Here is a 20,321-nt window from a genome sequence, read left to right on the forward strand (position 1 = left end):
GCCGCCCTCGGTTCGTGTCGCGCGCGAGCAGATGTCTCACGCCAATGGGTGCCGCCGATGATACGCGAGCACGGGAGCCGGGATGGTCCCGGAAGGGTCACGACCGGGGAGCGGCCGTCGACTCGCGCACGATCAGCTCGGTGGGGATCCGCGTGCGCTGCGGGATCTCCTGACCGCGGATCCGCGCGTGGATCACCTCGGCGACGGTCGAGCCGAGCTTGTCGAAGTCCTGCTTCACGGTGGTGAGCGGCGGGAGGAAGTGCCGCGCGGTGGGCAGGTCGTCGAAGCCGATCACGCTCACGTCCTGGGGCACGCGGATGCCGCGCTCGACGAGTCCGTGGATCACTCCGAGCGCCATCTCGTCGTTGGCGACCACCATCGCGGTGAAGTCGGGCACCGAGCGCAGGCTGGTCGCGAAGTCGTAGCCCGAGTCGGGGGTCCAGTCGCCGACCACGATGGGCCGCTCGTGCATGCCCCAGGCCTTCGCCCGCGAGTGGAACGCGCGCTCGCGGGCGCGGGCGCGAGCCAGTCGAGGGGGCCGGACATGTGGAGCACGTCGCGGTGGCCGAGCGCCGCGAGGTGGTCGACGGCCTGCGCCATGCCCGCCTGCTGGTCGACCGAGACGGTGAGGAAGGTGGGGTCCTTGTCGGACTTGACGACCAGCGTGGGCACGCCGATCTCGACCGTGCGCAGCGTCGCGACCGAGGAGGAGCGCGGGGCGATGACGCAGAGCGCGTCGATCCCCAGGCCCGTGAGGTGGTTGATCGCGTCGACGGGGGTCATGTCGTGGTCGTCGCGCAGAGCGACCGAGGTGATCGAGTAGCCCTTCTCGCGGGCCGCGCGCTCGATCGCCCGCAGCGTGCTCGAGGGCCCGAACTCGGCTCCGCTCTCGACCATCACGCCGATGCGGTCGGTGCGCTGCGTGACCAGCGAGCGGGCGGCGATGTTGGGCCGGTAGTTGAGCTCGTCGACCGCCTCGAGGACCCGCTGCCGGGTCGACTCCTTGATGTTGGGGTGACCGCTCAGGACGCGGGACACGGTCATGTGCGAGACGCCGGCGACGGCGGCGACGTGCCGCAGATTCGGCCGGTCGGCCATGTGCACCCCCTCCGGTCCCCGGGCGTCGAGGTCGCGAACCCGCGGATCGGCGCGGGCTCGCCGGTCGTGGGTGGCACAAGCATAGTCAGCCTGTGCGAGCGGGAGCGGAGGGGCGGGCCCCCTTTCAGGGCGCTGCCGGGGGCCGGCGCCCGGGCTCAGGGAGCGGCGAGGAATTCGCCGCGCTCCTGCAGCAGGCGGTGGAGGTGCCGGGTCACGACGAGGTGCTCCGCGATCCTGCCGAGCGGCCCCAGCGGTGCCGAGTACTCGAGACGGTCGATCATGACGGATCCCGTGCCGTCGGCCTCGAAGCGGTGCTCGTGCCGGAAGTGCGCGAACGGTCCGCGGACCTGCTCGTCGACGAAGCGGTGCGGAGCCTCGAACGCGGTGATCCGGCTGGTGAGGAGGAACGGCACGCCGAAGTGGCGGGCCCGCCACGTCACCTCCTCGCCGGGGCCGATCAGGCCGGAGACGACTCCGGCGACCGCGCGCTCGCCGGCCGCGGACTGCGAGGCGGTGTGCAGGCCGATGTCCCGTGCGCGGTCGAACATCTCCGCGGCGGAGCGGGGGGAGCGGGTCGTGCACTCGATCGAGGCGGTCACGGGGTCGATCCTGGCGCAGGGCTGAGGGGTGGCGGGAACGGGCGCGGGCCTTCTTCGGCGAGGGGGTCTCGGAGGAGCGCTCGTGCGACGAGGCCCGGCCTACCGCTCGCGGTGCCCGTCTGCGAGGCTCGCCCGATGACCGCCGATGCTCCCGCCCCGCCCCGGTTCGCCGATCCGCGCCGCACCGGCGCGCTGATCGGGCTGGCAGGCGCCGCGGTGTTCGTCTTCTCGTACACGTCCTCCGGGGCGGCGGCGCTGGTGGTCAGGGCGGGGGTCGTCGCGCTGATCGCGGCGACGCTCTGGTTCCTGTTCGTCCGGCCGCGGGGCCTCGGCCGCTTCGCGCCTCCGACCCGGGTCGGCATCGCCGTCTACCTCGCCTGCGTCGTCGGCGAGCTGGCGCTCATCGCGGTCGGCACGCGGCTGCTGGAGGAGGCCGGTGCGGGCGCGCTGCGGCCCGCCCTCATCGCGCTCGTCGTCGGTCTGCACTTCCTGCCCTTCGCGTGGGCGTTCCACGAGCGGATGTTCGCGCTGCTGGGCGGGCTGCTGGTCGTGCTGGGCGGGATCGGCCTGCTGACGGGTGCGGCGGAGGCGATGGCGGTCGCGTCGGGAGTCGTCATGGCGGGGCTGCTGCTCGGGTACAGCCTCGGGGGGTTCGCGCGGCGCGGGTGAGGCGGTGGTCTGCGGGTGGCGCGGGGGTGCGCGGGTGACGCGCGGGTGTGAGGGGGCGCGGCTGATGTGGGAAGCGGGCGGCTGACGTTGGTGATGCGCGGGTGACGTGGAGTGCGCTGGTGACGCCGGTGGTGCGCGGCTGACGTGGGGCCGCGCGGCTGACGCTGTGGTGCGCTGCTCCGCCGCTGCGAGGAGGGAAGAGGGGTGGGGCCGCCCTGGACGGCCCCACCCGGGGGACGGCGGGGGAGGAGCGGCGTACCCGAAACGCCTGCTCGACCCGGGGGCCGTCCCGCTCCCCGCGACGCGGCGTTCCGCGGTCGCCGGGTTCCGGATCGAGACGGGGCCGGGTCTCGTGACTCGGATGATCCTGGCGCAGGACGACGGCCTTGTCCATTCGGCACCGACCCGTGTCGCGGCCGTGTCGTGTCCGAACGGTCACGGACGGCCGCCCGCAGGTGGGAGAGGCGGCCGTTCTCGCCGGATGAACCCGGTCCGTCGATCCGGCGCGAAAGGGCGGAGCGGTGCGGGCGCGGGAGGGTGCCGATGTCGACGCGGGGGTCGTGTCCGTGTTGTGTCCGATCCTTCACGGACGGCCGCCCGCAGCGGAAAGCGGCGGCCGTTCTCGCCGGATTGACCGCGCTCCCGTCGATCGGCCGTCGCAGCCGTGCTGGTGCGGCGTCGGCAGTGGTGACGAGGCTCGGATCCGGGTCGTGTGGGTCTCGGTCGATCCGTCGCGGACGGCTGCCCGCGGGTGGGAGGGGCGGCCGGTCGCGCCGAATGGACCGAGCGCCCGTCGGCCCGCTGAGGCGGAGAGGGATCGGCGCGGGACGCGGAGTGGCCGAGCCTGCTCGGATCGGCGTCGTCGCCGCGGGTTCGATCCGGCACGAAGGGCCGCCTCGACCCGCGTGAGGCGGCCGTTCTTGCCGGATGGGTCGCGCTCTTCGTCGATCCGGCGCGAGCGGCCGCGTGGACGCGCGTGAGGCGGCCGTTCTCGCCGGGTGGCTGGGCGTTCTTCGTCGGTCCGGCGCGGAGGGCCGCCCGGAGGAGTCAGGTGCGGGAGGCGAAGACGACGAGGTTGTCCTCGTAGCGGCCGATGCCCGTGTCGTAGGCGCCGGCGCAGGTGACGAGCACGACCTCGTCCTCGAGGGTGCCGCCGAAGACGGCGGCGGTGGGGAAGGCCGCTTTAGGGTGCGACTCGGTCGCGGTCACCCGGTAGCGGTGCAGCGAGCCGTCGACTCCGGTCAGCTCGATCTCGTCGTCGACGGCGAGCTCGCGCAGGCGGAAGAAGACGGCGGGTCCGGAGCGGGAGTCGACGTGGGCGGCGATCACCGTGCGCCCGGTGCCGCCCGGACGTCCGCCGCCCGAGAACCAGCCCACGTCGTCGTAGTCGACGGGCACCTCCATCGTCCCGTCGGCCGCGATCCCCAGCGGGATCAGCGCTTCCTCGAGATCCATCGCGGGCACGGAGAGGCGCGCGGGCTCGACGCCGACGCCCAGGACGGGGGTCGGGGCGGCGGTGACCGGGGCGGGTGCCGCCGTCGAGGAGTCCGTCGGAGTGGACGGGGGCGGAGCGGGCGCCGCCGGAGCGGTCGTCGCGAGCGGGGACGCGATCACGGGAGTCGCCGCTCCCGCCGCCCCGGACCCGGGAGCCCCGGACCCGGGAGCCGCGGACCCGGCAGGCGCGGACGCGGCGCACCCGCTGAGGAGCAGCGCCGCGCAGAGGACGGCGCCGCTCCTCAGTCGAGTGCCCACGGTCAGGACGCGGTGCGGCGGCGGGCGACGACGACTCCGAGAGCGCCGAGCGCGGCGAGGGCGCCGATGCCCGCGACTCCGATCACCCCGCGTCGGGGCCGGACGAGGACGCGGCCGCGGTCGCACCGCCGCCGGTCTGCAGGCCGCCGACCGGCACCTGCGAGAGCTGGCCGCGCACGACGCCGGCGGCGAAGGACGCGGTGTGCGCGTCTCCGGTGAAGCCGGCGGGGTCGGCCTCGAGGGCCTTCAGCGAGAAGCCGGTGCCGGTGTCGGCGCCGTTCGCCTGGACGCCCGTGGTGAACGGGCCCTGCAGGCAGCCGGAGCTGGTGCGCGGTCCGTCGCCCACCGGCGAGGGGTTCGGGAACGCGATCCGCGGGGGTCCGGACTTCCCGAGCGCGGCCTGGTGGATGTGCGTCGCGGTCTTCGCCGGGCTCTGGTACTCGCCCGTGACGCCGGTGAGGGTGATGTCGTAGCAGATGATCTCGAGGTCGCTGTTGACCCGGAAGGTCATCTCGCCGGCGGCTCCCGCCTCGCCGGGGGTCGCCACCGAGTCGGCGTTCACGACCTGGTCGGGGGTGGCCATGACGGTGAACGCGCTGGTGAAGCTCGACGGCGCGGCCACCTCGGTCTCGGCGTGGGCGGGCGCGGCGGCGAGGAGGGAGGCTCCGGCGACGGCGGTGATGCCGCCCAGGGCGAGCAGGCGGTTCCGGGTGGCGGACGTCTTCGTCATGGTGGAGCCTTTCGTTCGCGGGCGACCGGGTGGGCCCGATGCAGGGGTGTACGGGCGCGGGGTGCTCCGCGTTCATCCGCCTCTCGGAAGTTCTTCCTAGACTCGGGATCCGCCTCCGGATGAACGAAGCGTCCCGCGCGGACGTACTCCTCTCGACGGGCCGATCGGCCCACGATCGGGGAGGTGCCGATGACGGCGACGGCGATGCGACGACGGGAGGGGCCCGCTGTGACGAGGCTCCCTCGCGACCCCGCTCCGGTGACTCCGCTGCACCCCGACGCCGGTTTCGATCTCGCCGCCGCCTACGACGAGCACGGCGGTGCCCTGCTGGGCTTCGCGGTGAACGCGCTGCGCGACCGGCAGCTCGCGGAGGACTGCGTGCAGGAGACGTTCCTGCGGGCGTGGCGGTCGCGCGCGGGCTACTCCGCCGAGCGCGCGAGCCTGCGCACCTGGCTGTTCGCGATCGCCCGCAACGTCGTGATCGACGTGCACCGGTCTCTCCAGCGCCTGCCCCGCCTCGTCGAGGCGGAGGTGCTCGAGGACGTCGCAGGCGACGAGCGCGACCCTCTCGAGCCGCTCGCGATGGCGGAGGCGCTCGCGCGGCTCACGGAGCAGCACCGCGCCGTCGTGGTCGCGATCCACCTCCGCGGCGAGAGCTACTCCGATCTCTCGCAGGCGACCGGCGTGCCGATCGCCACTCTGCGCACCCGCGCTTTCTACGCTCTCCGAGCACTCCGCGGCCACCTCGCGGAGGCCGACCCCACCGACCAGGAGCGACCATGACAGGCACCGAGCAGCCCGGCGGACGCCGCGAGGAGCTGATCGCCGCGGCCCTGGCCGGCGAGCTCTCGCCCGAGGAGGCTGTCGAGTTCGACCGGCTGCGCTCCGAGGACCCGACCGTCGACCGCGAACTGGCGTCGTTCGGCGTCGTCGTCGACCGCCTCGGCGATCTCGGCGGGTGGGAGGAGGGCGAGGCGTCGGCCGCGCTCCGGTCGCGCGTGCTGCGCATCCCCGAGGAGGAGGTTCCCGCGCGGCCGAGGCGGGGACGCCTCGCGCTCGCCGTCGGAGCTGTCGCGGCGTCGGTGGCCGTCGGCGCCCTCGGCGCGACGCTGCTCCAGGGCACGGGCGAGAGGCCGGTCGCCGGGCCGCCGGGGACCCTCGGCGCCGTCGAGACGATCGCCTTCGAGGAGTCGACGGCGGTCGACGTCGAGGGGTCGGTGATCGCGCACACGTGGGGGACCGAGACGGTGCTGCGGGCGAGCGGCTTCGCGGTGGGCGAGAGCTACGACCTGGTGCTGGTCACGGAGTCGGGGGAGCGGCTGCCGTCGGGCTCGTTCCTGGGCAGCGCGGTCGAGATCGACTGCGAGATGAACGCCGCGGTGCCGCGCGACGCGGTGGCCGCCGTCGAGATCGTCGCGGCCGGCGGCGACGTCGTGGCCAGCGCGGAGCTGCCCGTCGTCGAGAGCTGACCCGCGCGGGCGGGGACGGACGTTTCGAGGGCCGGATCCGGATCCGTCGCGAGGATCGGATCCGGACCCGAGGCGCGGGCTCGTCGAGAGACCCGCGCGCGCGTCGTCAGCGCCGCGCGCTCTTCGCCGCCGCGGCCGTCGGCACCGGCAGCGGCCCCGTCACGCTCAGCTCGTCCTGCCAGCACTGCACGCCCCGGACCGAGGGCAGGCGGTCGCGGGTGAAGACCGGGTCCAGGCCGCGCCGTCGCTGCGCGCTGTAGTCCTTGAGCAGGGCGAACGCCACTCCGGACAGCAGTCCGATGGCGATCAGGTTCACCAGCGCCATCAGGCCCATGATGCCGTCGGCGGTGTTCCAGATCAGGTCGGCCGACGCGATGGAGCCGAGGAAGACGACCGCGACGACGACGATCCGGTAGCCGGTCAGGACGCCGCGGCGGGCGGTGATGAACTCGATGTTGGACTCGCCGTAGTAGTAGTTGCCGAGGATCGAGCTGAAGGCCAGCAGGAAGATGATGATGCTCAGCAGGATGTTCGACCACTCGCCGAGGTTGCCGACGATCGCCTCCTGGGTCAGCCCGATGCCGCGGGTGGCGCCGGCGAGGTCCGGGGTGGAGACCAGGATGATGAACGCGGTGATGGAGCAGACGAGGAACGTGTCGAAGTAGACGCCGAGCGTCTGCACGAGTCCCTGCTTGACCGGGTGGGTGACGGCGGCGCTCGCGCCGGCGTTGGGCGCGGATCCGAGACCGGCCTCGTTCGAGAACATGCCGCGCTTGACGCCGGTCATGATGATCGTGCCCAGCGTCGCTCCGACGACCTCGTTGAACCCGAACGCCTGCGTGAAGATCGAGGAGAAGACCACCGGCACCTGGTCGATGTTCAGCCCGACGATGACGAGCCCCAGGAGCAGGTAGCCCAGAGCCATCGCGGGGACGACCGCCTGGGTGACGTTCGCGATGCGGCGGACGCCGCCGAAGACGACGAGCGCGGTCAGCACCGCGAGCGCGAGGCCCACGACCGCGGGGATCCAGCCGAACTGGCCGCCGAAGCTCGACGAGACGGTGGCGCTGATCGTGTTCGCCTGGAGGGAGCTGAAGGCGAGCGGGAAGCAGACGATGAGGATGACGGCGAAGACGATGCCCATTCAGCGCGCCTTCAAGCCGTACTGCATGTAGTAGGCCGGTCCGCCGCGGAACCCGTCCTGGTCGCGCACCTTGTAGAGCTGGCCGAGGGTCGACTCGACGAAGCTCGACGCCCCGCCGACGAACGCCATGGTCCACATCCAGAACACCGCGCCCGGCCCGCCGATGGCGATGGCCGTCCCGACGCCGGCGATGTTGCCGACTCCGACCCGCGAGGCCGCCGAGATGGTGAACGCCTGGAACGCCGACACCGACTGCGGCCATCCCGCCTCGTCGAGGGGGGTCTTGTCGGTGAGGGTGCGGAACATCTCGGGGATCATCCGGAACTGCACCACCCCCGAGCGCAGGGTGAAGTAGACGCCCAGCACCGCGAGGACCGGGAGCACCACCCACGTCCAGAGGGTGTCGCCGCCGCTGAGGATCGCACCGTTGAGGATGTCCATCGCAGAAGTACGGCCGAGCGGCCCTTCCGGGCGATACGACACCTGGAGGGGCGACCGCGCGGATCAGTCCCGGCGCCGCGCCTGTCGCGACCCCGTGCGGATCCCCGTCCAGAACGCGAGCACGACCAGGCCGAGCGCGAACAGCGCGGCCGACACCAGCCACTCCCGGCGCAGCAGGAGCGTGCCGTCCGGAGTGAAGACCTCGGTCGAGAGGGGCGCGTACGCGAACCAGCCGAAGGAGGTCTCGCGGGGTGCGATGAGTGCGACGACGACTCCGGCGACGAGCAGCAGGGCACCGAGGGCGGGGAGGAGGCGGGCGCGCGTCATCGGGCGAGGGTACCGGAGTGTCAGGGGTGCTGCGACGGGAGGCGCTGCGGAGCGTCGAGGCGCTGCAGGAGCGCCGCGAACGAGGCGGTCACGGGCTCGCGCCATCGAGTCGCGGGAGTCGAGCCCGGGCGTCCCGGCGCGCAGAGGCGAGGGGCGGAGTGCCGCGGCCACCTCCGGCCGCTCGAGCACCGCCGGCTCGACGTTCGCCGCGCGAGCCCGCCCTGCCGCGCGGCGTCGGGGTCGGCCGGACGGCATCCGGACGATCGCGACCACTCCGCCGCGGCCCTCGCGTAGGGTCCCTTGGTGACCAGCACCCGAGCAGCCCGAGCCTGGCGAGCAGCGACGGCCGCGCCGCGCCTCCTCCTCGCCGCGAAGACCGCGCTCGCGGTGGGGATCGCCTGGGCCCTCGCGCCGCACGTGCCCGGCGTCGCCGAGGAGTACCCCTACTACGCACCGCTCGGCGCGCTGGTGAGCATGTACCCGACCCTGATGGGCTCGGCGCGCACGGGCCTGCAGACGCTCGCCGGGCTCGCGGCGGGGATCGCGCTCGCGACGCTCGTCGTCGTGACGGTCGGGCCGACGTGGTGGACGATCCCGATCATCGTCGGGCTCGGCGTGCTCGTGTCGGGCACCGGCTGGTTCGGCGCGGGCAAGGAGTACGTGCCGATGGCGGCGCTGTTCGTGCTGATCATCGGAGGAGCGGACGCCGAGGACTACTCGCTCGGCTACCTCGTGCAGATGGCGGTCGGAGTGGTCGTGGGACTCCTCGTGAACCTGATCGTGGTGCCGGGGCTGACCAGCGAGGCGGCGGCGGCGCGGGTCGACGAGTTCCAGGAGCGTCTGGCGGGCGTGCTGCGCGACACGGCCGACGCCCTCGACGAGCCGTGGCCGCCCGAGCGCGACTCGTGGGCGAGCACGGGGGAGGAGCTGGCCGCCACCTCGGAGGACGTGCGGCGCACGCTCGTCGAGGCCGACGAGAGCCGCAAGGGCAATCCGCGCGCGCTGCTGCACCGCCGCGACTCCCGCTCCGATCACGACCGGCTGGCCGTGCTCGACACGATCCTCTTCCACGTGCGCGACGCGACGAGCGCCCTCGCCGACACCATGTGGGACCGGCCGGGGGCGCTGCGCTTCGATGCGGAGCTGCGCCGACCGCTCGGCGACGCGCTGCGAGCGGTGGCCGATGCCGTCGACCGCCACGGCGCGGGGACGGCCGAGGCGCACCGGCTGCTCGCCGAGGCGACCCGCTCGGTGCGCCTCCTGGTGCAGGCGGTGGACGAGCGGGCGGTGGCCGCGGGCAGCGCGCTCGGGCCGGGAGTGCTCGTCGCGCTGCACCTGCGCCGGATCGTGGTGCTGCTGGCGCACGGCGCGGGCGAGCGGGACTAGTCGGAGCCGGCCAGGGCCAGCAGACTGCGCAGTCCCTCCGGGCTGCCGGGCCAGTGCCGGCAGACCACCTCCGGACCTGCGCGGCGGATCGCGAAGCGCAGGACGAGCGCGACGACGAGGACGTCGTCCGCGACTCCGAGCACGGGGATCACGTCCGGGATCAGGTCGATCGGGAGCAGGAGGTAGCCGAGCAGACCGACGAGCGCCCAGCGGACGGAGCGCGGCACGGTGCTGTCGGCGAGGAGGGCGCGGAGCAGGCGGACGACGTCCGGGATCAGGCGCAGCGCCTCCCGCCAGTCGATCGCGCGGCCCATTCGCCGCTGCTGCAGCCACAGGACGAGGACGAGCGCGCACCAGACGAGCACGGCGCCGCCGAGCACGGCGAGGGCGAGCGCCCACCAGCCGTCGGGGGTCATCGGGAGGCGGGTGCGAGGCGGGTCACTCCGTCACCGTAGCGAGCCGCCGGGCGTGAGCGCGGCTCCGAAGCGGTAGGGGAAGTGTGCGATCTGCAGGTACTTCGCACAGGAATGCGGTTCCCGCCGCGGCACGAGGGCGGAGGGGCGCCGGATCCCCTGCAGATCGTGCATGCGCCCACCCGCAGAGGGTCCGATGGGGGCGAGTGCTACTCCGCGTCGCCGTCGAGCCGGTCGCGGACGGAGGTCTGCACGTCGACGCGCTCCTTCTGCACCGAGTCCGAGACGGTGCGCATCTCGACGATGCGGTCGACGAGGACGCTGACGCGCTCGACGGGCACGACGCGGGTCGTCGGCACGAGCTCCTCGGCGTGCAGCACGAGGGTGATCGGGGCGGGGGGCTCGGCGTCGGATGCGGGCCCGGCGTCGCCGTCGATCGGCTCGCGCTCGATCACGAGCTCCTCGCGGCGCAGCTGCACGGTGACCGTGCGCTCCTCGGTCACGACGACGCGGCGGATCCGCACCCTCTCGGTGGCGGTGCGCACGGTCGTCGCCGAGAGGCGCTCCTCCGAGCGGATCACCGTGACGGCGTCGTCGGGCGGGAGGTCGGCCGGGGGGCGGCTGTCGGGCACGGTGTTCCTCACGGGGTGCAGGGGGGAGGGAGCGCCGGCGGCGGGTCGGGTCCCGCCGCCGGCGACGGGGATCAGAGTCCGTCGCGGTCGCGGCGCGGGGTGACTCCGTCGTCGTCGACCTCGATCTCCTCGTGGCGGACGTCCTCGGTGACCTGCTGCTGCTCGGTGACCGTCTCGGTGCCGAGCGAGACGCGCTCGACGGGGACCGTCTCCTTGGCGGCGACGACGCGGTCCTCGGTCAGCACGACCTCGTGCTCCTCCTCGCTGAGCTCGGGGCCGGAGGTGGCGGCGCCGACGTTCGCGTCGGTGATGGGCTCGCGGACCACGCGGACCTCGTCGTGCGAGACGGGGACGGTGACGCTCTCCCGCTCGGTCACGATGTGCTTGCGCAGGCGGGCGCGGCCGGTCGTGACCTGCTCGGTGCCGACGTGCAGCTGCTCCTCGGAGCGGGTCATTGCGTCGTCCGTGGTCGGGCCGGAGGTGTCGCGGCCGACGTTCGTGTCGACTCCGGTGGTGCCGGTGCCGGTCGTCGTGCCGGCGTAGCCCGCCGAGCCGTCCACGCCGTCCGAGACGGAGGCGGCGCCGGAGAGGTTGTAGTAGCGGTACAGCTCGGCCTCCTCGTCCTCGGTCAGGGAGCCGTCGGCGTCGATGTTCGGGGCGTCCTTCACGAAGGACTTGTCGTACGAGACGGTGAGGCGGTCGCCGTCGAACGAGGCGCCCTCGAGGGGGACGAACGTCTCCTTGGTGCCGAAGAGGCCGGTGCGCACCGTCGCCCAGACGGGGTTGCCGGTGTCGTCGGCGAGATAGACCTGCTCGACCGAGCCGATCTTGTCGCCGTCCGATCCGTAGACGGTCGAGCCGTAGATGCTGTCGATAGCGGTGGTGTCGATCATGGGACTTCCTTGCTTCTCGAGTTCCGGTGGGGCGGAGTGAGGGCGGCCCGAGTGGACGCCGGCCTCGACACCGACGCTAGGCAGGATGGCCGCGGAGCGAAGGCCCGTTGACAGTTCCCTCGGGCGGGGGAGTATGCTCCCGCGCCCGTTCGGGTGCGCCGCACGACGCGTCTGTGCGGGAGTACCCGGGCGGCCGAGCGCAACCCCGTGGAGTCCGGGCGCCCGGTCGTCGCAGACTGCCGTCGGCCGTGCCCGCCCCGTCCGTCAGGAGGACCCCGTGACCCTGTCCGTCGCCGACCAGGACACCGCGCAGCTCGGGGGTCCGCTCAGCGTCCTCGTGCGCCAGAAGAACGATCACCTCGCTCTGAACGGCCTGCTCGAGGAGCTCGAGCGCACGAGCGGCGAGGAGCAGGACGCCGTGCTTCACCGCATCGACCGGCTCGTGTTCCCGCACGCCTTCGCCGAGGAGGCCGTGCTGTGGCCGGTGATGCGCCGGGTGCTGCCCGACGGCGAGGAGCTGACCCTCGAGGTCGAGCGGGAGCATCAGGAGGTCAACGAGCTGGTGGCCCGGCTGGATCGCACGGGTCACGACGATCCCGAGCGGTCGGCGCTGCTCGAGCGGCTCGTCGAGGTGCTGCGCGAGGATGTCCGCGACGAGGAGGACGAGCTCTTCCCGCGACTGCAGGAGAGGGTCGGCCGGCTCGAGCTGCAGCTGCTCGGTGCCGCCTGGGAGGTGGTGCGGCGCACGGCCCCGACGCGGGCGCATCCGATCGTCGCCCGTCGCCCACCGGGCAACGCCGTCGCGGCCGTGCCGCTCTCGGTGCTCGACCGGCTCCGCGACGCCGCGGACGCGGCGGCCCGATCGGGCGGCGGAGAAGCCGCTCGGGCGATCAGCACGCGGCTCGGTGCGATCGCCGAGAAGGTCGAGCACCTGCCTCTGCTGCGCCGCGGCGAGGACGCGTCGACGAGCGTCGCTCCGGTGCCCGCGGTGCCGTGGGGCGCGCTCGCCGCGGTCGCGGCGACCCTCGGCGCCGTGCTGCTGCTGCGTCGCAGGCGCTGATCCCGCCCTCGCCCGCTCTGACCGCTCCGCCACAACCCCCTGGTGCGCGCGGTCGTGCCGCGGTGTGCTGAGGCATGCGCGAAATGAAGTTCGTGAGACTCGTCAGCCGCCTCGAGGACGCCGCCGCTCTGGATCCGCTCGTCGAGCGGGCCCGGAAGGTCGTGAACTCCGTGATCCGCCCCCAGCCCGTGCGCGACGTTCTGCACGGCGTCCCGGTCGGGCACCCCGTGCATCCGCTGCTCGTGCTCGTGCCGACCGGTGCGTGGGTGTCGGCCGCGGTCCTGGACCTGCTCCCCGGCAACGACCGCGCGGCGCGCACCCTCGTCGGGCTCGGTGTCGTCAGCGTGCTGCCCACGGCGGCGGCCGGGTGGACCGACTGGTCCGAGCTGCACGAGCAGCAGACGCGCGTCGGGCTCGTGCACGCCTCCGCCAACGTGGTCGCGACGGCGCTCTACGCGGCGTCGTTCGTGCAGCGGGCGAGGGGGCGCCGGGCGAGCGGCAAGGTCCTGGGCATGCTCGGGCTCGCCGTCGTCTCGGGCGGCGGCTACCTCGGCGGCCACCTCAGCTACCGGCAGGCGGCGGGAGCGAACCACGCCGAGGACGTGCCGCACCGCTTCCCCTCGGGCTGGCAGGACCTCGGCCCGCTCGAGGATCTGCCGGAGCGCGAGAGCGTGACGAAGGAGGTCGGCGGGATCCCGCTGCTCGCCTTCCGCCACGGCGACCGGGTGAGCGTGCTGTCGAACGTGTGCAGCCACCTGTCGGGACCCCTCGACGAGGGCGCCGTGGGGGAGCGGTCCGGCGAGGCCTGCGTCTCGTGCCCGTGGCACGGCAGCGTGTTCTCGCTCGAGTCGGGCGAGGTGCTGCGCGGTCCCGCCACGTCGCCGCAGCCGACGTTCGAGACCCGCGTGGTCGAGGGTCGTGTCGAGGTGCTGCTGCCGAACGCGGGCTGACGGAGGGGTGCTGCGCGAGGACGGGGCCGTCGGCCGCTCGCGAACGGATTGACCGTTCGCGAAGCGCGATGTTACCGTGAACAAGGCCGGAAGGCCGCGCGGGTGGGCGGGTCGAGGACGACCAGGCGCCCCCCGCACGAAGGCCTCCCGGCTGTCCGCAGCGCACCGCGTCCCGCGACGCACCCTCGACGATGGAGTCACCCATGACAGCAGCCCCCTGCCCCACGAGCATCTGTCCCCGGGTGGTGACGACGTGCTGAGGTCCGCGCGCCGCCGCCTCACCGCAGGGCTCCTGATCCTCCTCGCGAGCGTCGTCGCCCTCCCGATGCTCGCCGCCGCTCCGGCCGCGGCGATCGGCGAGCCGACCTTCACCAACCCGATCGAGCCGGACACCGCCGACCCGACCATCGAGTTCCACGACGGCAACTACTACATGGTCGCCACGACCTGGGACAACCGCGTCGTCATGCGGAAGGCGCCGACCCTCGCGGCGCTCGGCACGACCACTCCGGTGACCGTGTACACCGACACCAACCCCGGCCGGAACGCCAACATGTGGGCGCCGGAGCTGCAGCGCCTGAACGGGCCGAACGGGCCCCGCTGGTACCTCATGTACACGATGGGCACGGCCGGCAACTTCGACCGCCAGCACCTGCAGGTCATCGAGAGCGCCGGTGACGACCCGATGGGCCCCTACACCTACAAGGGCCGCCCGATCCCGACCGACGACTGGAACATCGACGGCTCGTACCTCGAGCTGAACGGAGAGCTCTTCGTCACCTGGTCGGCGTTCTCGCCCGAGCCCAACCGGCTCCAGAACAACTACATCGCCCGGATGTCGGACCCCTGGACCGCCACCGGACCGCTGAACGTGCTCTCGCAGCCGGTCGAGTCGTGGGAGACCATCGGCGCGCCCGTGAACGAGGGCCCGATCCCGCTGCAGAAGGACGGCCGCACCTGGATCGTCTACTCGGCGAGCTTCTGCGGCACCGAGGACTACCAGCTCGCGACCCTCGAGTACGACGGCAGCGGCGACCCGGTGCTCGCCTCCTCCTGGACCAAGAGCGACGGACCGGTCTTCTCGAAGGCGAACGGCGAGTTCGGCACGGGTCACAACGACTTCTTCGACTCGCCAGACGGCACCCAGACGTGGAACCTCTACCACGCGAACGCCCGGCCCGACGGAGGCTGCTCGCGCGAGCGCTCGGCCCGAGCGCACCTCGTCGACTGGACCGCCGAGGGCGAGCCCGACTTCGGGACCCCGCTCGGCACGAGCGCGCAGATCCCCGTCCCCAGCGGCGAGAACGCGCCGATCACGGCCCGCGTCGAAGGCGCCTCGTGGCAGCTCGTCAGCCGCAGCACCGGCCAGTGCGCCACCGTCTCGCCGACCGCGAGCGGCGACGGCGCCGCCGTCGTGCAGGGCTCCTGCTCGACCCCGCGGGCGAACTGGAAGCTCGACAGCACGGGCAACGGCTTCGTCCGCATCGTGAACGCCAGCAGCGGCAAGTCCCTCGGGACCGTCGGCTGCTCGACGGCCGCCGGAGCCGGGGTGCAGCAGTCCTCGTGGCTCGCGCCCGGCTGCCAGCAGTGGAGCGTGGACCCGGCGACCGGCGGCTACTCGACGCTGACCTCGCGCGAGAGCGGGCGACTGCTCGAGGCGTCCGGCACCACGGTGCGGCAGGAGACCGTGTCGGGGACGGCCGCGCAGGAGTGGTCGCTGCGACCCTCCGGAGCGGTCGCCGTGAGCTCGCTCGCCACCGGCAAGACGTTCGACCTGCCCGGCTGCTCGACCGCCGACGGCACGACCCTGCAGCAGCGGGAGTGGACCGGCGCCGCCTGCCAGCGCGTCACGTTCACGCCGACCGGCGCGGGCGACGTCGAGATCCACCCGGTCACCGCCGCGGGCAAGTGCCTCGCGGTCACGGGAGGCTCCACCGCGAACGGCGCGACCGTCACGCAGGGCGCGTGCGACGTCACCGGGAGCACCTGGCGCCTCCGCCCGTCGAACAACGGCACCGTCGAGCTGCGCGCCGTGCACAGCGGCAAGGCGCTCGACCTGTTCAACTGCTCGGCGCTCGACGGGACGCTGATCGGCCAGTGGGACGTGCTGAACAACGACTGCCAGCGCTACCGCCTCTCGGTCGGCGCACCGGAGTCGACGACGGCCCTCAAGGTCTCGGCGACCACCACGGCGCGGTGCATCTCGGGCAAGGCGGTGCTGACCACCACGGTCCGCAACACCGACGACCTGCCCGCGGACGTCACGGTCGCCACGGCGTCCGGGACGAAGACCCTGTCGGCGGTGGGCGGCGGGAAGACCGCGACGGCGAGCTCCACGACGCGCCTGGCGGCTCTGCCCGCCGGCTCGGCGACGGTCACCGCGGCCGGGGTCGACGACTCCGGACGCACGGCGACGGTGCAGTCCGGGTACCCGGCGCTGACCTGCGGCTAGGCCGCGCAGCTCTCCCTCTGCTGATCGAGTAGGCCGCGCAGCGGCCGTATCGAGATCCCCCGTTCTGGACGATGCGGGTCTCGATACGCCGCTCCGCGGCTACTCGACCAGCAGGGTGGGCCAGCAGTCCCGCCCCCTCCTGTTGCTGATCGAGTAGGCCGCGCAGCGGCCGTCTCGAGATCCCCCTCTTCTGGACGATGCGGGTCTCGATACGCCGCTCCGCGGCTGCTCGACCAGCGGCTTCCCCTGCTGATCGAGCAGGCCGCGCCGCGGCCGTCTCGAGATCCCCCCTCGTGCGAAGGAGCACACCATGACCACCACCACCAGGCGCGCGCCGCTGCGCGCCGCCCTCGCGACGCTCGGACTGGGGGCGGTGCTGCTCTCGGGCCTCGTCGCTCCTCCGGTCTCCGCCGCGGAGCCCGCGCAGATCCCGCAGTCGGGACTGCTCGCGGAGTACCGCTTCACCCAGGCGACGGGCGCGAGCGTGCCCAACACGGCGGCCTCGGCCGTGGGGCCCGCGCGCGTCGTGAACGGGACCGACTCCCTGTGGACCGGCACGTCGCTTCGTCTGCCCGGCGGCGCCAAGACGAGCGCCGCGCCCTGGGTCGAGCTGCCCGACGACCTGCTGACCGGCCGCTCGTCGGCGACCGTGACGGTCGAGACCCGCGCCGACGCGTCGATGCTCTCGACCTTCCACTTCCTCTGGAACATCGGCAGCGACAGCACGAGCCAGTACTGGTTCGCGTCGGTCCGCGACCGGGTGCGCACGGCGATCACGACCAACGGAGGCGGAGCCGAGAACAACGCGCGCGGCGCCTCGGGCATCGCGGCCGACCGCTGGTACAGCCTCACCTCGGTGATCGACGGCGGCGCCGGGACGATCTCGTTCTTCGTCGACGGCGAGCGGGTGGCCTCGGCGCCGACGGCGCTGCGTCCGTCCTCGGTGACGGACCAGTCGCTCAACACGATCGGCCGCGCGCCGTACCCCGACCCCTTCTACAAGGGCGAGGTGTCGACCTTCCGCGTCTACGACCGGGCGCTCACCGGAGCCGAGGTGGCCTCGGTCTCGACCGCCGACGCGCAGCTGCACGCGAGCACCTTCTCGCCGCTCGCCGCCGCGGTGCTCGACGGAGTCGCTCCGCTGACCGTCGACGATTCGACCACGAACCTGCCCGACTACGGGGGAGCGGTGACCTGGAGCTCCAGCGACCCCGCCCTGCGGATCGGCGCCGACGGCCGCACCCTGAGCGCCGACCGCCCCGCGGCCGGCCAGCAGGCGCGCACGAGCACCCTGACCGCGACGGCGAGCATCCGCGGAGTCGCCGCCACCCGTCAGATCGCCGTCACGGTCGAGCCGCAGGTCGCGTCGACACCCCCTACGGCTACCTGATGGTGCACTTCATCGAGGACGCGCAGGGCTACGCCGAGAAGATCTACCTCGACGTCTCGCGCGGCGACGACCCCGAGAAGTGGGACCCGCTCAACGGCGGCAAGCCGATCCTCGCCTCCGACCTCGGCACGACCGGCGTCCGCGACCCGTACCTCACCTACAACCCCGAGACGAAGAAGTACTACATCATCGCCACCGACCTCCGGGTCTTCGGCGGCGACAGCGGCACCGGCTCCTGCACCTCCTGGTGCTACTGGACCACCCAGGGCAGCGTGAAGATGAACGTCTGGGAGTCCACCGACCTCGTGTCGTGGAGCGACCTGCGCCAGTTCGACGTGTCGCTCGACGACGCCGGGCAGCGGGCCCTCGAGGCCGGCATGATGTGGGCGCCCGAGGCGACCTGGGTCGACGACTTCGACGGGCAGGGGAACGGCTCGTTCGTCCTCTACTGGTCCTCGACGGTCTACCCGACCGCCGCGCACGCGCCCGGCACCGGAGCGTCGAAGATCCTCTGGGGCTCGACGACCGACTTCACGCAGGAGACCTACTCCTACGGCGGGGTCTTCGTCGACACCGGAGCCGACGTCATCGACACCACGATGATCCAGCACGAGGGCACCACATACCGCATCTCGAAGGACAACGGCACCGGCCGCGGCATCTACATGGAGTCGACGACCGCCGCCCAGTGGTGGCTGCCGGCGACCCGCTGGACGCCGATCCAGGACCGGATCGGAGCGGTCTGGACGGGCGGCAACGCGGGCGGAGTCGAAGGACCCGCGGTGTTCAAGGACCACGACGAGGACCGCTGGTACCTCTACGTCGACGTCATCCCCTCGACCGGCTACCGCCCGATGGTCACCACCGACCTCGACGCGGGGTGGACGCAGCTGACCGATCCCGGCTTCACGATGGCGCCCTCGACCAAGCACGGCGGCATCGTGTCGCTGACCGCGGGGCAGTACGACGAGGTCAGGAAGGCGGATGCGGCCTCGGCCGTGCGCGCCGACCTGGGCGACGTGAGCGTCGCCTCCGGAGCGAGTGCCGCGGCCGTCACCGCCGCGCTGCCCGCCCGGACCGACGTGGTCCTCGCGTACGGGCGCGGCACGGCGTCGCAGCCGGTCACCTGGGACACGTCCTCGGTCCGCGCCGCGACCCCGGGTCGCTACGCGGTGACCGGAGTCGTGCGCACGATCGGCGCGAACGAGAACCAGTGGGTGGGCGCCGGCGGATCGACGGCGTACACGGCACCCGACAAGGTGCTGTCGAGCTCGACGGCGGTGCGCGTCACGGCGACGGTCGTCGTCCAGGCGCCCGCGGTGTCGGCGACCCTCACCACGTCGACCCGCTGCATCGGCGGCAAGGTCGTGGTGACCGGAGCGGTCAAGAACACCGGCACGGCGCCCGCGAGCGTCGTGCTGCGCTCGGCCTGGGGCACGTCGCCCGTGCTGACCGCGGCCCCCGGAGCGAGCGCGACCCACGCGTTCACCACCCGGGCCGCGTCGGTGGCGGCCGGGTCGCTGAGCGCGACAGTGACCGTCGGAGGCGCCTCCACGGTGCTCGAGACGCCGTACGCGGCGCGCCGCTGCTGAGCGCTGCTCCTCTGCTGATCGAGTAGGCCGCTCGCGGCCGTCTCGAGATCCGCGTCCGCCGGGCTTCTGGTGGATGCGGGTCTCGAGACGCCGCCGGGCGGCTACTCGACCAGCAGGCTGCTGCTGATCGAGTAGGCCGCTCGCGGCCGTATCGAGATCCGCCGCACCCGCAGCAGGGCTCGGCGGGCGCCCATCGGGGGGTGGGATGCTGAGCGGATGCCCGCCCCCGGAACGACGCCCCCCTCCTCCCTCGACCGGGTGCGCGTGCGCGGTGCCCGCGAGAACAACCTGAAGGACGTGGACGTCGACCTCCCGCGCGACGCGCTGGTCGCGTTCACGGGTGTCTCCGGCTCCGGCAAGAGCTCGCTCGCGTTCGGCACCCTCTACGCGGAGGCGCAGCGCCGCTACTTCGAGTCGGTCGCGCCCTACGCCCGTCGGCTGATCGACCAGGTCGGCGTGCCCGATGTCGACTCGATCGAGGGACTCCCGCCGGCCGTCGCCCTGCCGCAGCGCCGCTCCGCCGGCTCCGCCCGCTCCACCCTCGGCAGCGCCACCACCCTCTCGAGCGTCGTGCGCATGGTCTTCTCACGCGTCGGCACCTACCCCGAGGGCGCTCCGATGCTCCTCGCCGAGGACTTCTCGGCCAACACCGTCCAGGGCGCGTGCCCGACCTGCCACGGCATCGGCCGCGTCTACGACGTGCCCGACGAGCTGATGGTGCCGGACGACTCGCTGAGCATCCGCGACGGCGCCCTCGCCGCGTGGCCCACGGCGTGGCACGGCAAGCAGCTGCGCGACAGCCTCATCTCACTGGGCCACGACATCGACGTGCCGTGGCGGACGCTGCCCGAGGACGCGCGCGACTGGATCCTGCACACCGACGAGTCGCCGCAGGTGCCGATCTTCACCGACCGCTCGCCCGCCGACGTGCGGAAGGCCGTCGCGGCGGGGCTCGAGCCGCGCTACATGAGCACGTTCCTCGGAGTGCGGCGCTACGTCCTCGATACCTTCGCCGGCTCCAAGAGCGCCCGGATGCGCGAGCGCGCGGCGACGTTCCTGGTCAGCGTCCCCTGCGGCACCTGCCACGGACGCAAGCTGAAGCCCGAGGCGCTCGCCGTCGCCTTCGAGGGCCACGACATCACCGAGCTCGCCGCGCTCCCGCTCGAGGAGCTCCAGGTGCTCCTGCAGCGCGTGCTCGAGCCCGACTGGATCCCCGTCGCGCCGGCGCCCCCGCTCCCGAGACGCGCCTGGCCGCCCAGCGCCTGGTCGGCGACCTGATCGCGCGCCTCGCTCCGATCGTCGACCTCGGCCTCGGCTACCTCTC

The 20,321-nt window shown here is 73.2% G+C and carries 18 protein-coding genes and 2 pseudogenes; 10 read left to right on the forward strand and 10 right to left on the reverse strand.

Annotation, left to right across the window (positions count from 1 at the left end; genetic code table 11):
• Positions 1 to 97: 97 nt before the first annotated feature.
• The 3 genes and pseudogenes from B0T42_RS21820 to B0T42_RS01510 form a co-directional block, all read right to left on the reverse strand.
• Positions 98 to 472 (reverse strand): substrate-binding domain-containing protein, encoded by a 375-nt coding sequence (locus B0T42_RS21820; RefSeq protein ID WP_269087482.1) that lies wholly within the window; start codon positions 470 to 472, stop codon positions 98 to 100.
• A 533-nt stretch (positions 473 to 1,005) separates the two neighbouring features.
• Positions 1,006 to 1,098, reverse strand: a pseudogene (locus B0T42_RS22165) (LacI family DNA-binding transcriptional regulator); the annotation flags it as partial.
• 155 nt (positions 1,099 to 1,253) lie between these two features.
• Positions 1,254 to 1,697: an SRPBCC family protein gene (locus tag B0T42_RS01510; protein ID WP_077221667.1), complete on the reverse strand. Its 444-nt coding sequence runs from the start codon at positions 1,695 to 1,697 to the stop codon at positions 1,254 to 1,256.
• Between the two features lie 135 nt (positions 1,698 to 1,832).
• Here B0T42_RS01510 and B0T42_RS01515 point away from each other — a divergent pair, with 135 nt between their 5' ends.
• The gene (locus tag B0T42_RS01515) at positions 1,833 to 2,366 is read left to right on the forward strand and encodes a DUF7010 family protein (RefSeq protein ID WP_139344380.1); all 534 of its coding nucleotides are present in this window, start codon (positions 1,833 to 1,835) and stop codon (positions 2,364 to 2,366) included.
• 1,047 nt (positions 2,367 to 3,413) lie between these two features.
• On the opposite strand, the gene B0T42_RS01520 is transcribed toward B0T42_RS01515, so the two are convergent.
• Positions 3,414 to 3,980 carry a class F sortase gene (locus B0T42_RS01520; RefSeq protein ID WP_236720050.1) on the reverse strand — a complete coding sequence of 189 codons (567 nt, stop codon included), beginning with the start codon at positions 3,978 to 3,980 and terminating at the stop codon, positions 3,414 to 3,416.
• A gap of 220 nt (positions 3,981 to 4,200) precedes the next feature.
• Positions 4,201 to 4,848, reverse strand: coding sequence for a CHRD domain-containing protein (locus tag B0T42_RS01525; protein WP_236720051.1), 648 nt, complete (start codon positions 4,846 to 4,848; stop codon positions 4,201 to 4,203).
• 228 nt (positions 4,849 to 5,076) lie between these two features.
• On the opposite strand from B0T42_RS01525, the gene B0T42_RS01530 reads away from it, so the two are divergent.
• Both B0T42_RS01530 and B0T42_RS01535 read left to right on the forward strand, forming a co-directional pair.
• Complete coding sequence (locus tag B0T42_RS01530; protein ID WP_236720052.1) at positions 5,077 to 5,631, forward strand: sigma-70 family RNA polymerase sigma factor; 555 nt, start codon at positions 5,077 to 5,079, stop codon at positions 5,629 to 5,631.
• Positions 5,628 to 6,317 carry an anti-sigma factor gene (locus tag B0T42_RS01535; RefSeq protein ID WP_077221669.1) on the forward strand — a complete coding sequence of 230 codons (690 nt, stop codon included), beginning with the start codon at positions 5,628 to 5,630 and terminating at the stop codon, positions 6,315 to 6,317. Before B0T42_RS01530 ends, B0T42_RS01535 begins: the two co-directional genes overlap by 4 nt.
• A 106-nt stretch (positions 6,318 to 6,423) precedes the next feature.
• Here the strand turns inward: B0T42_RS01535 and B0T42_RS01540 are convergent.
• Together B0T42_RS01540 and B0T42_RS01545 are read right to left on the reverse strand one after the other, a co-directional pair.
• A pseudogene (locus B0T42_RS01540) lies at positions 6,424 to 7,902 on the reverse strand (alanine/glycine:cation symporter family protein).
• Between the two features lie 63 nt (positions 7,903 to 7,965).
• Positions 7,966 to 8,229, reverse strand: a complete 264-nt coding sequence (locus B0T42_RS01545; RefSeq protein ID WP_077221670.1) for a hypothetical protein — start codon at positions 8,227 to 8,229, stop codon at positions 7,966 to 7,968.
• 303 nt (positions 8,230 to 8,532) lie between these two features.
• Between B0T42_RS01545 and B0T42_RS01550 the strand changes: the two genes are divergently transcribed.
• Positions 8,533 to 9,615, forward strand: coding sequence for an aromatic acid exporter family protein (locus B0T42_RS01550; RefSeq protein ID WP_236720053.1), 1,083 nt, complete (start codon positions 8,533 to 8,535; stop codon positions 9,613 to 9,615).
• Here the strand turns inward: B0T42_RS01550 and B0T42_RS01555 are convergent.
• The 3 genes from B0T42_RS01555 to B0T42_RS01565 form a co-directional block, all read right to left on the reverse strand.
• Positions 9,612 to 10,031, reverse strand: a complete 420-nt coding sequence (locus B0T42_RS01555; RefSeq protein WP_077221672.1) for a YkvA family protein — start codon at positions 10,029 to 10,031, stop codon at positions 9,612 to 9,614. The two genes, B0T42_RS01550 and B0T42_RS01555, sit on opposite strands and share 4 nt — an antisense overlap.
• A gap of 206 nt (positions 10,032 to 10,237) precedes the next feature.
• Entirely contained in the window at positions 10,238 to 10,660 is a 423-nt protein-coding gene (locus B0T42_RS01560) for a YsnF/AvaK domain-containing protein (protein WP_158078008.1), read from the reverse strand.
• A gap of 71 nt (positions 10,661 to 10,731) precedes the next feature.
• Positions 10,732 to 11,553 (reverse strand): DUF2382 domain-containing protein, encoded by an 822-nt coding sequence (locus B0T42_RS01565; protein WP_077221674.1) that lies wholly within the window; start codon positions 11,551 to 11,553, stop codon positions 10,732 to 10,734.
• A 277-nt stretch (positions 11,554 to 11,830) separates the two neighbouring features.
• Here B0T42_RS01565 and B0T42_RS01570 point away from each other — a divergent pair, with 277 nt between their 5' ends.
• The 6 genes from B0T42_RS01570 (at position 11,831) to B0T42_RS22170 (ending at position 20,275) form a co-directional block, all read left to right on the forward strand.
• Entirely contained in the window at positions 11,831 to 12,613 is a 783-nt protein-coding gene (locus B0T42_RS01570) for a hemerythrin domain-containing protein (RefSeq protein WP_094742651.1), read from the forward strand.
• Positions 12,614 to 12,687: 74 nt separating this feature from the next.
• Positions 12,688 to 13,563 carry a Rieske (2Fe-2S) protein gene (locus tag B0T42_RS01575; RefSeq protein WP_077221676.1) on the forward strand — a complete coding sequence of 292 codons (876 nt, stop codon included), beginning with the start codon at positions 12,688 to 12,690 and terminating at the stop codon, positions 13,561 to 13,563.
• 253 nt (positions 13,564 to 13,816) lie between these two features.
• Positions 13,817 to 16,015: a family 43 glycosylhydrolase gene (locus B0T42_RS01580; protein WP_201788464.1), complete on the forward strand. Its 2,199-nt coding sequence runs from the start codon at positions 13,817 to 13,819 to the stop codon at positions 16,013 to 16,015.
• A 310-nt stretch (positions 16,016 to 16,325) separates the two neighbouring features.
• Positions 16,326 to 17,405 carry a LamG domain-containing protein gene (locus B0T42_RS01585; protein ID WP_077221677.1) on the forward strand — a complete coding sequence of 360 codons (1,080 nt, stop codon included), beginning with the start codon at positions 16,326 to 16,328 and terminating at the stop codon, positions 17,403 to 17,405.
• The gene (locus tag B0T42_RS20585; protein WP_201788465.1) at positions 17,405 to 18,997 is read left to right on the forward strand and encodes a glycoside hydrolase family 43 protein; all 1,593 of its coding nucleotides are present in this window, start codon (positions 17,405 to 17,407) and stop codon (positions 18,995 to 18,997) included. The genes B0T42_RS01585 and B0T42_RS20585 overlap by 1 nt, the downstream gene beginning before the upstream one ends.
• 216 nt (positions 18,998 to 19,213) lie before the next feature.
• Positions 19,214 to 20,275 (forward strand): excinuclease ABC subunit UvrA, encoded by a 1,062-nt coding sequence (locus B0T42_RS22170; RefSeq protein ID WP_342418188.1) that lies wholly within the window; start codon positions 19,214 to 19,216, stop codon positions 20,273 to 20,275.
• Positions 20,276 to 20,321 lie beyond the last annotated feature (46 nt).

Source organism: Rathayibacter rhapontici (genome assembly GCF_001995175.1).
Classification (GTDB): Bacteria; Actinomycetota; Actinomycetes; order Actinomycetales; family Microbacteriaceae; genus Rathayibacter.

Excerpts from the sequence above, each read along its gene's own strand:
- B0T42_RS21820 (WP_269087482.1), bottom strand. The coding sequence starts at position 472 with ATGCACGAGCGGCCCATCGTGGTCGGCGACTGGACCCCCGACTCGGGC.
- B0T42_RS01515 (WP_139344380.1), top strand. The coding sequence starts at position 1,833 with ATGACCGCCGATGCTCCCGCCCCGCCCCGGTTCGCCGATCCGCGCCGC.
- B0T42_RS01525 (WP_236720051.1), bottom strand. The coding sequence starts at position 4,848 with ATGACGAAGACGTCCGCCACCCGGAACCGCCTGCTCGCCCTGGGCGGC.
- B0T42_RS01535 (WP_077221669.1), top strand. The coding sequence starts at position 5,628 with ATGACAGGCACCGAGCAGCCCGGCGGACGCCGCGAGGAGCTGATCGCC.
- B0T42_RS01545 (WP_077221670.1), bottom strand. The coding sequence starts at position 8,229 with ATGACGCGCGCCCGCCTCCTCCCCGCCCTCGGTGCCCTGCTGCTCGTC.
- B0T42_RS01555 (WP_077221672.1), bottom strand. The coding sequence starts at position 10,031 with ATGACCCCCGACGGCTGGTGGGCGCTCGCCCTCGCCGTGCTCGGCGGC.
- B0T42_RS01565 (WP_077221674.1), bottom strand. The coding sequence starts at position 11,553 with ATGATCGACACCACCGCTATCGACAGCATCTACGGCTCGACCGTCTAC.
- B0T42_RS01575 (WP_077221676.1), top strand. The coding sequence starts at position 12,688 with ATGCGCGAAATGAAGTTCGTGAGACTCGTCAGCCGCCTCGAGGACGCC.
- B0T42_RS01585 (WP_077221677.1), top strand. The coding sequence starts at position 16,326 with ATGACCACCACCACCAGGCGCGCGCCGCTGCGCGCCGCCCTCGCGACG.
- B0T42_RS20585 (WP_201788465.1), top strand. The coding sequence starts at position 17,405 with ATGGTGCACTTCATCGAGGACGCGCAGGGCTACGCCGAGAAGATCTAC.
- B0T42_RS22170 (WP_342418188.1), top strand. The coding sequence starts at position 19,214 with ATGCCCGCCCCCGGAACGACGCCCCCCTCCTCCCTCGACCGGGTGCGC.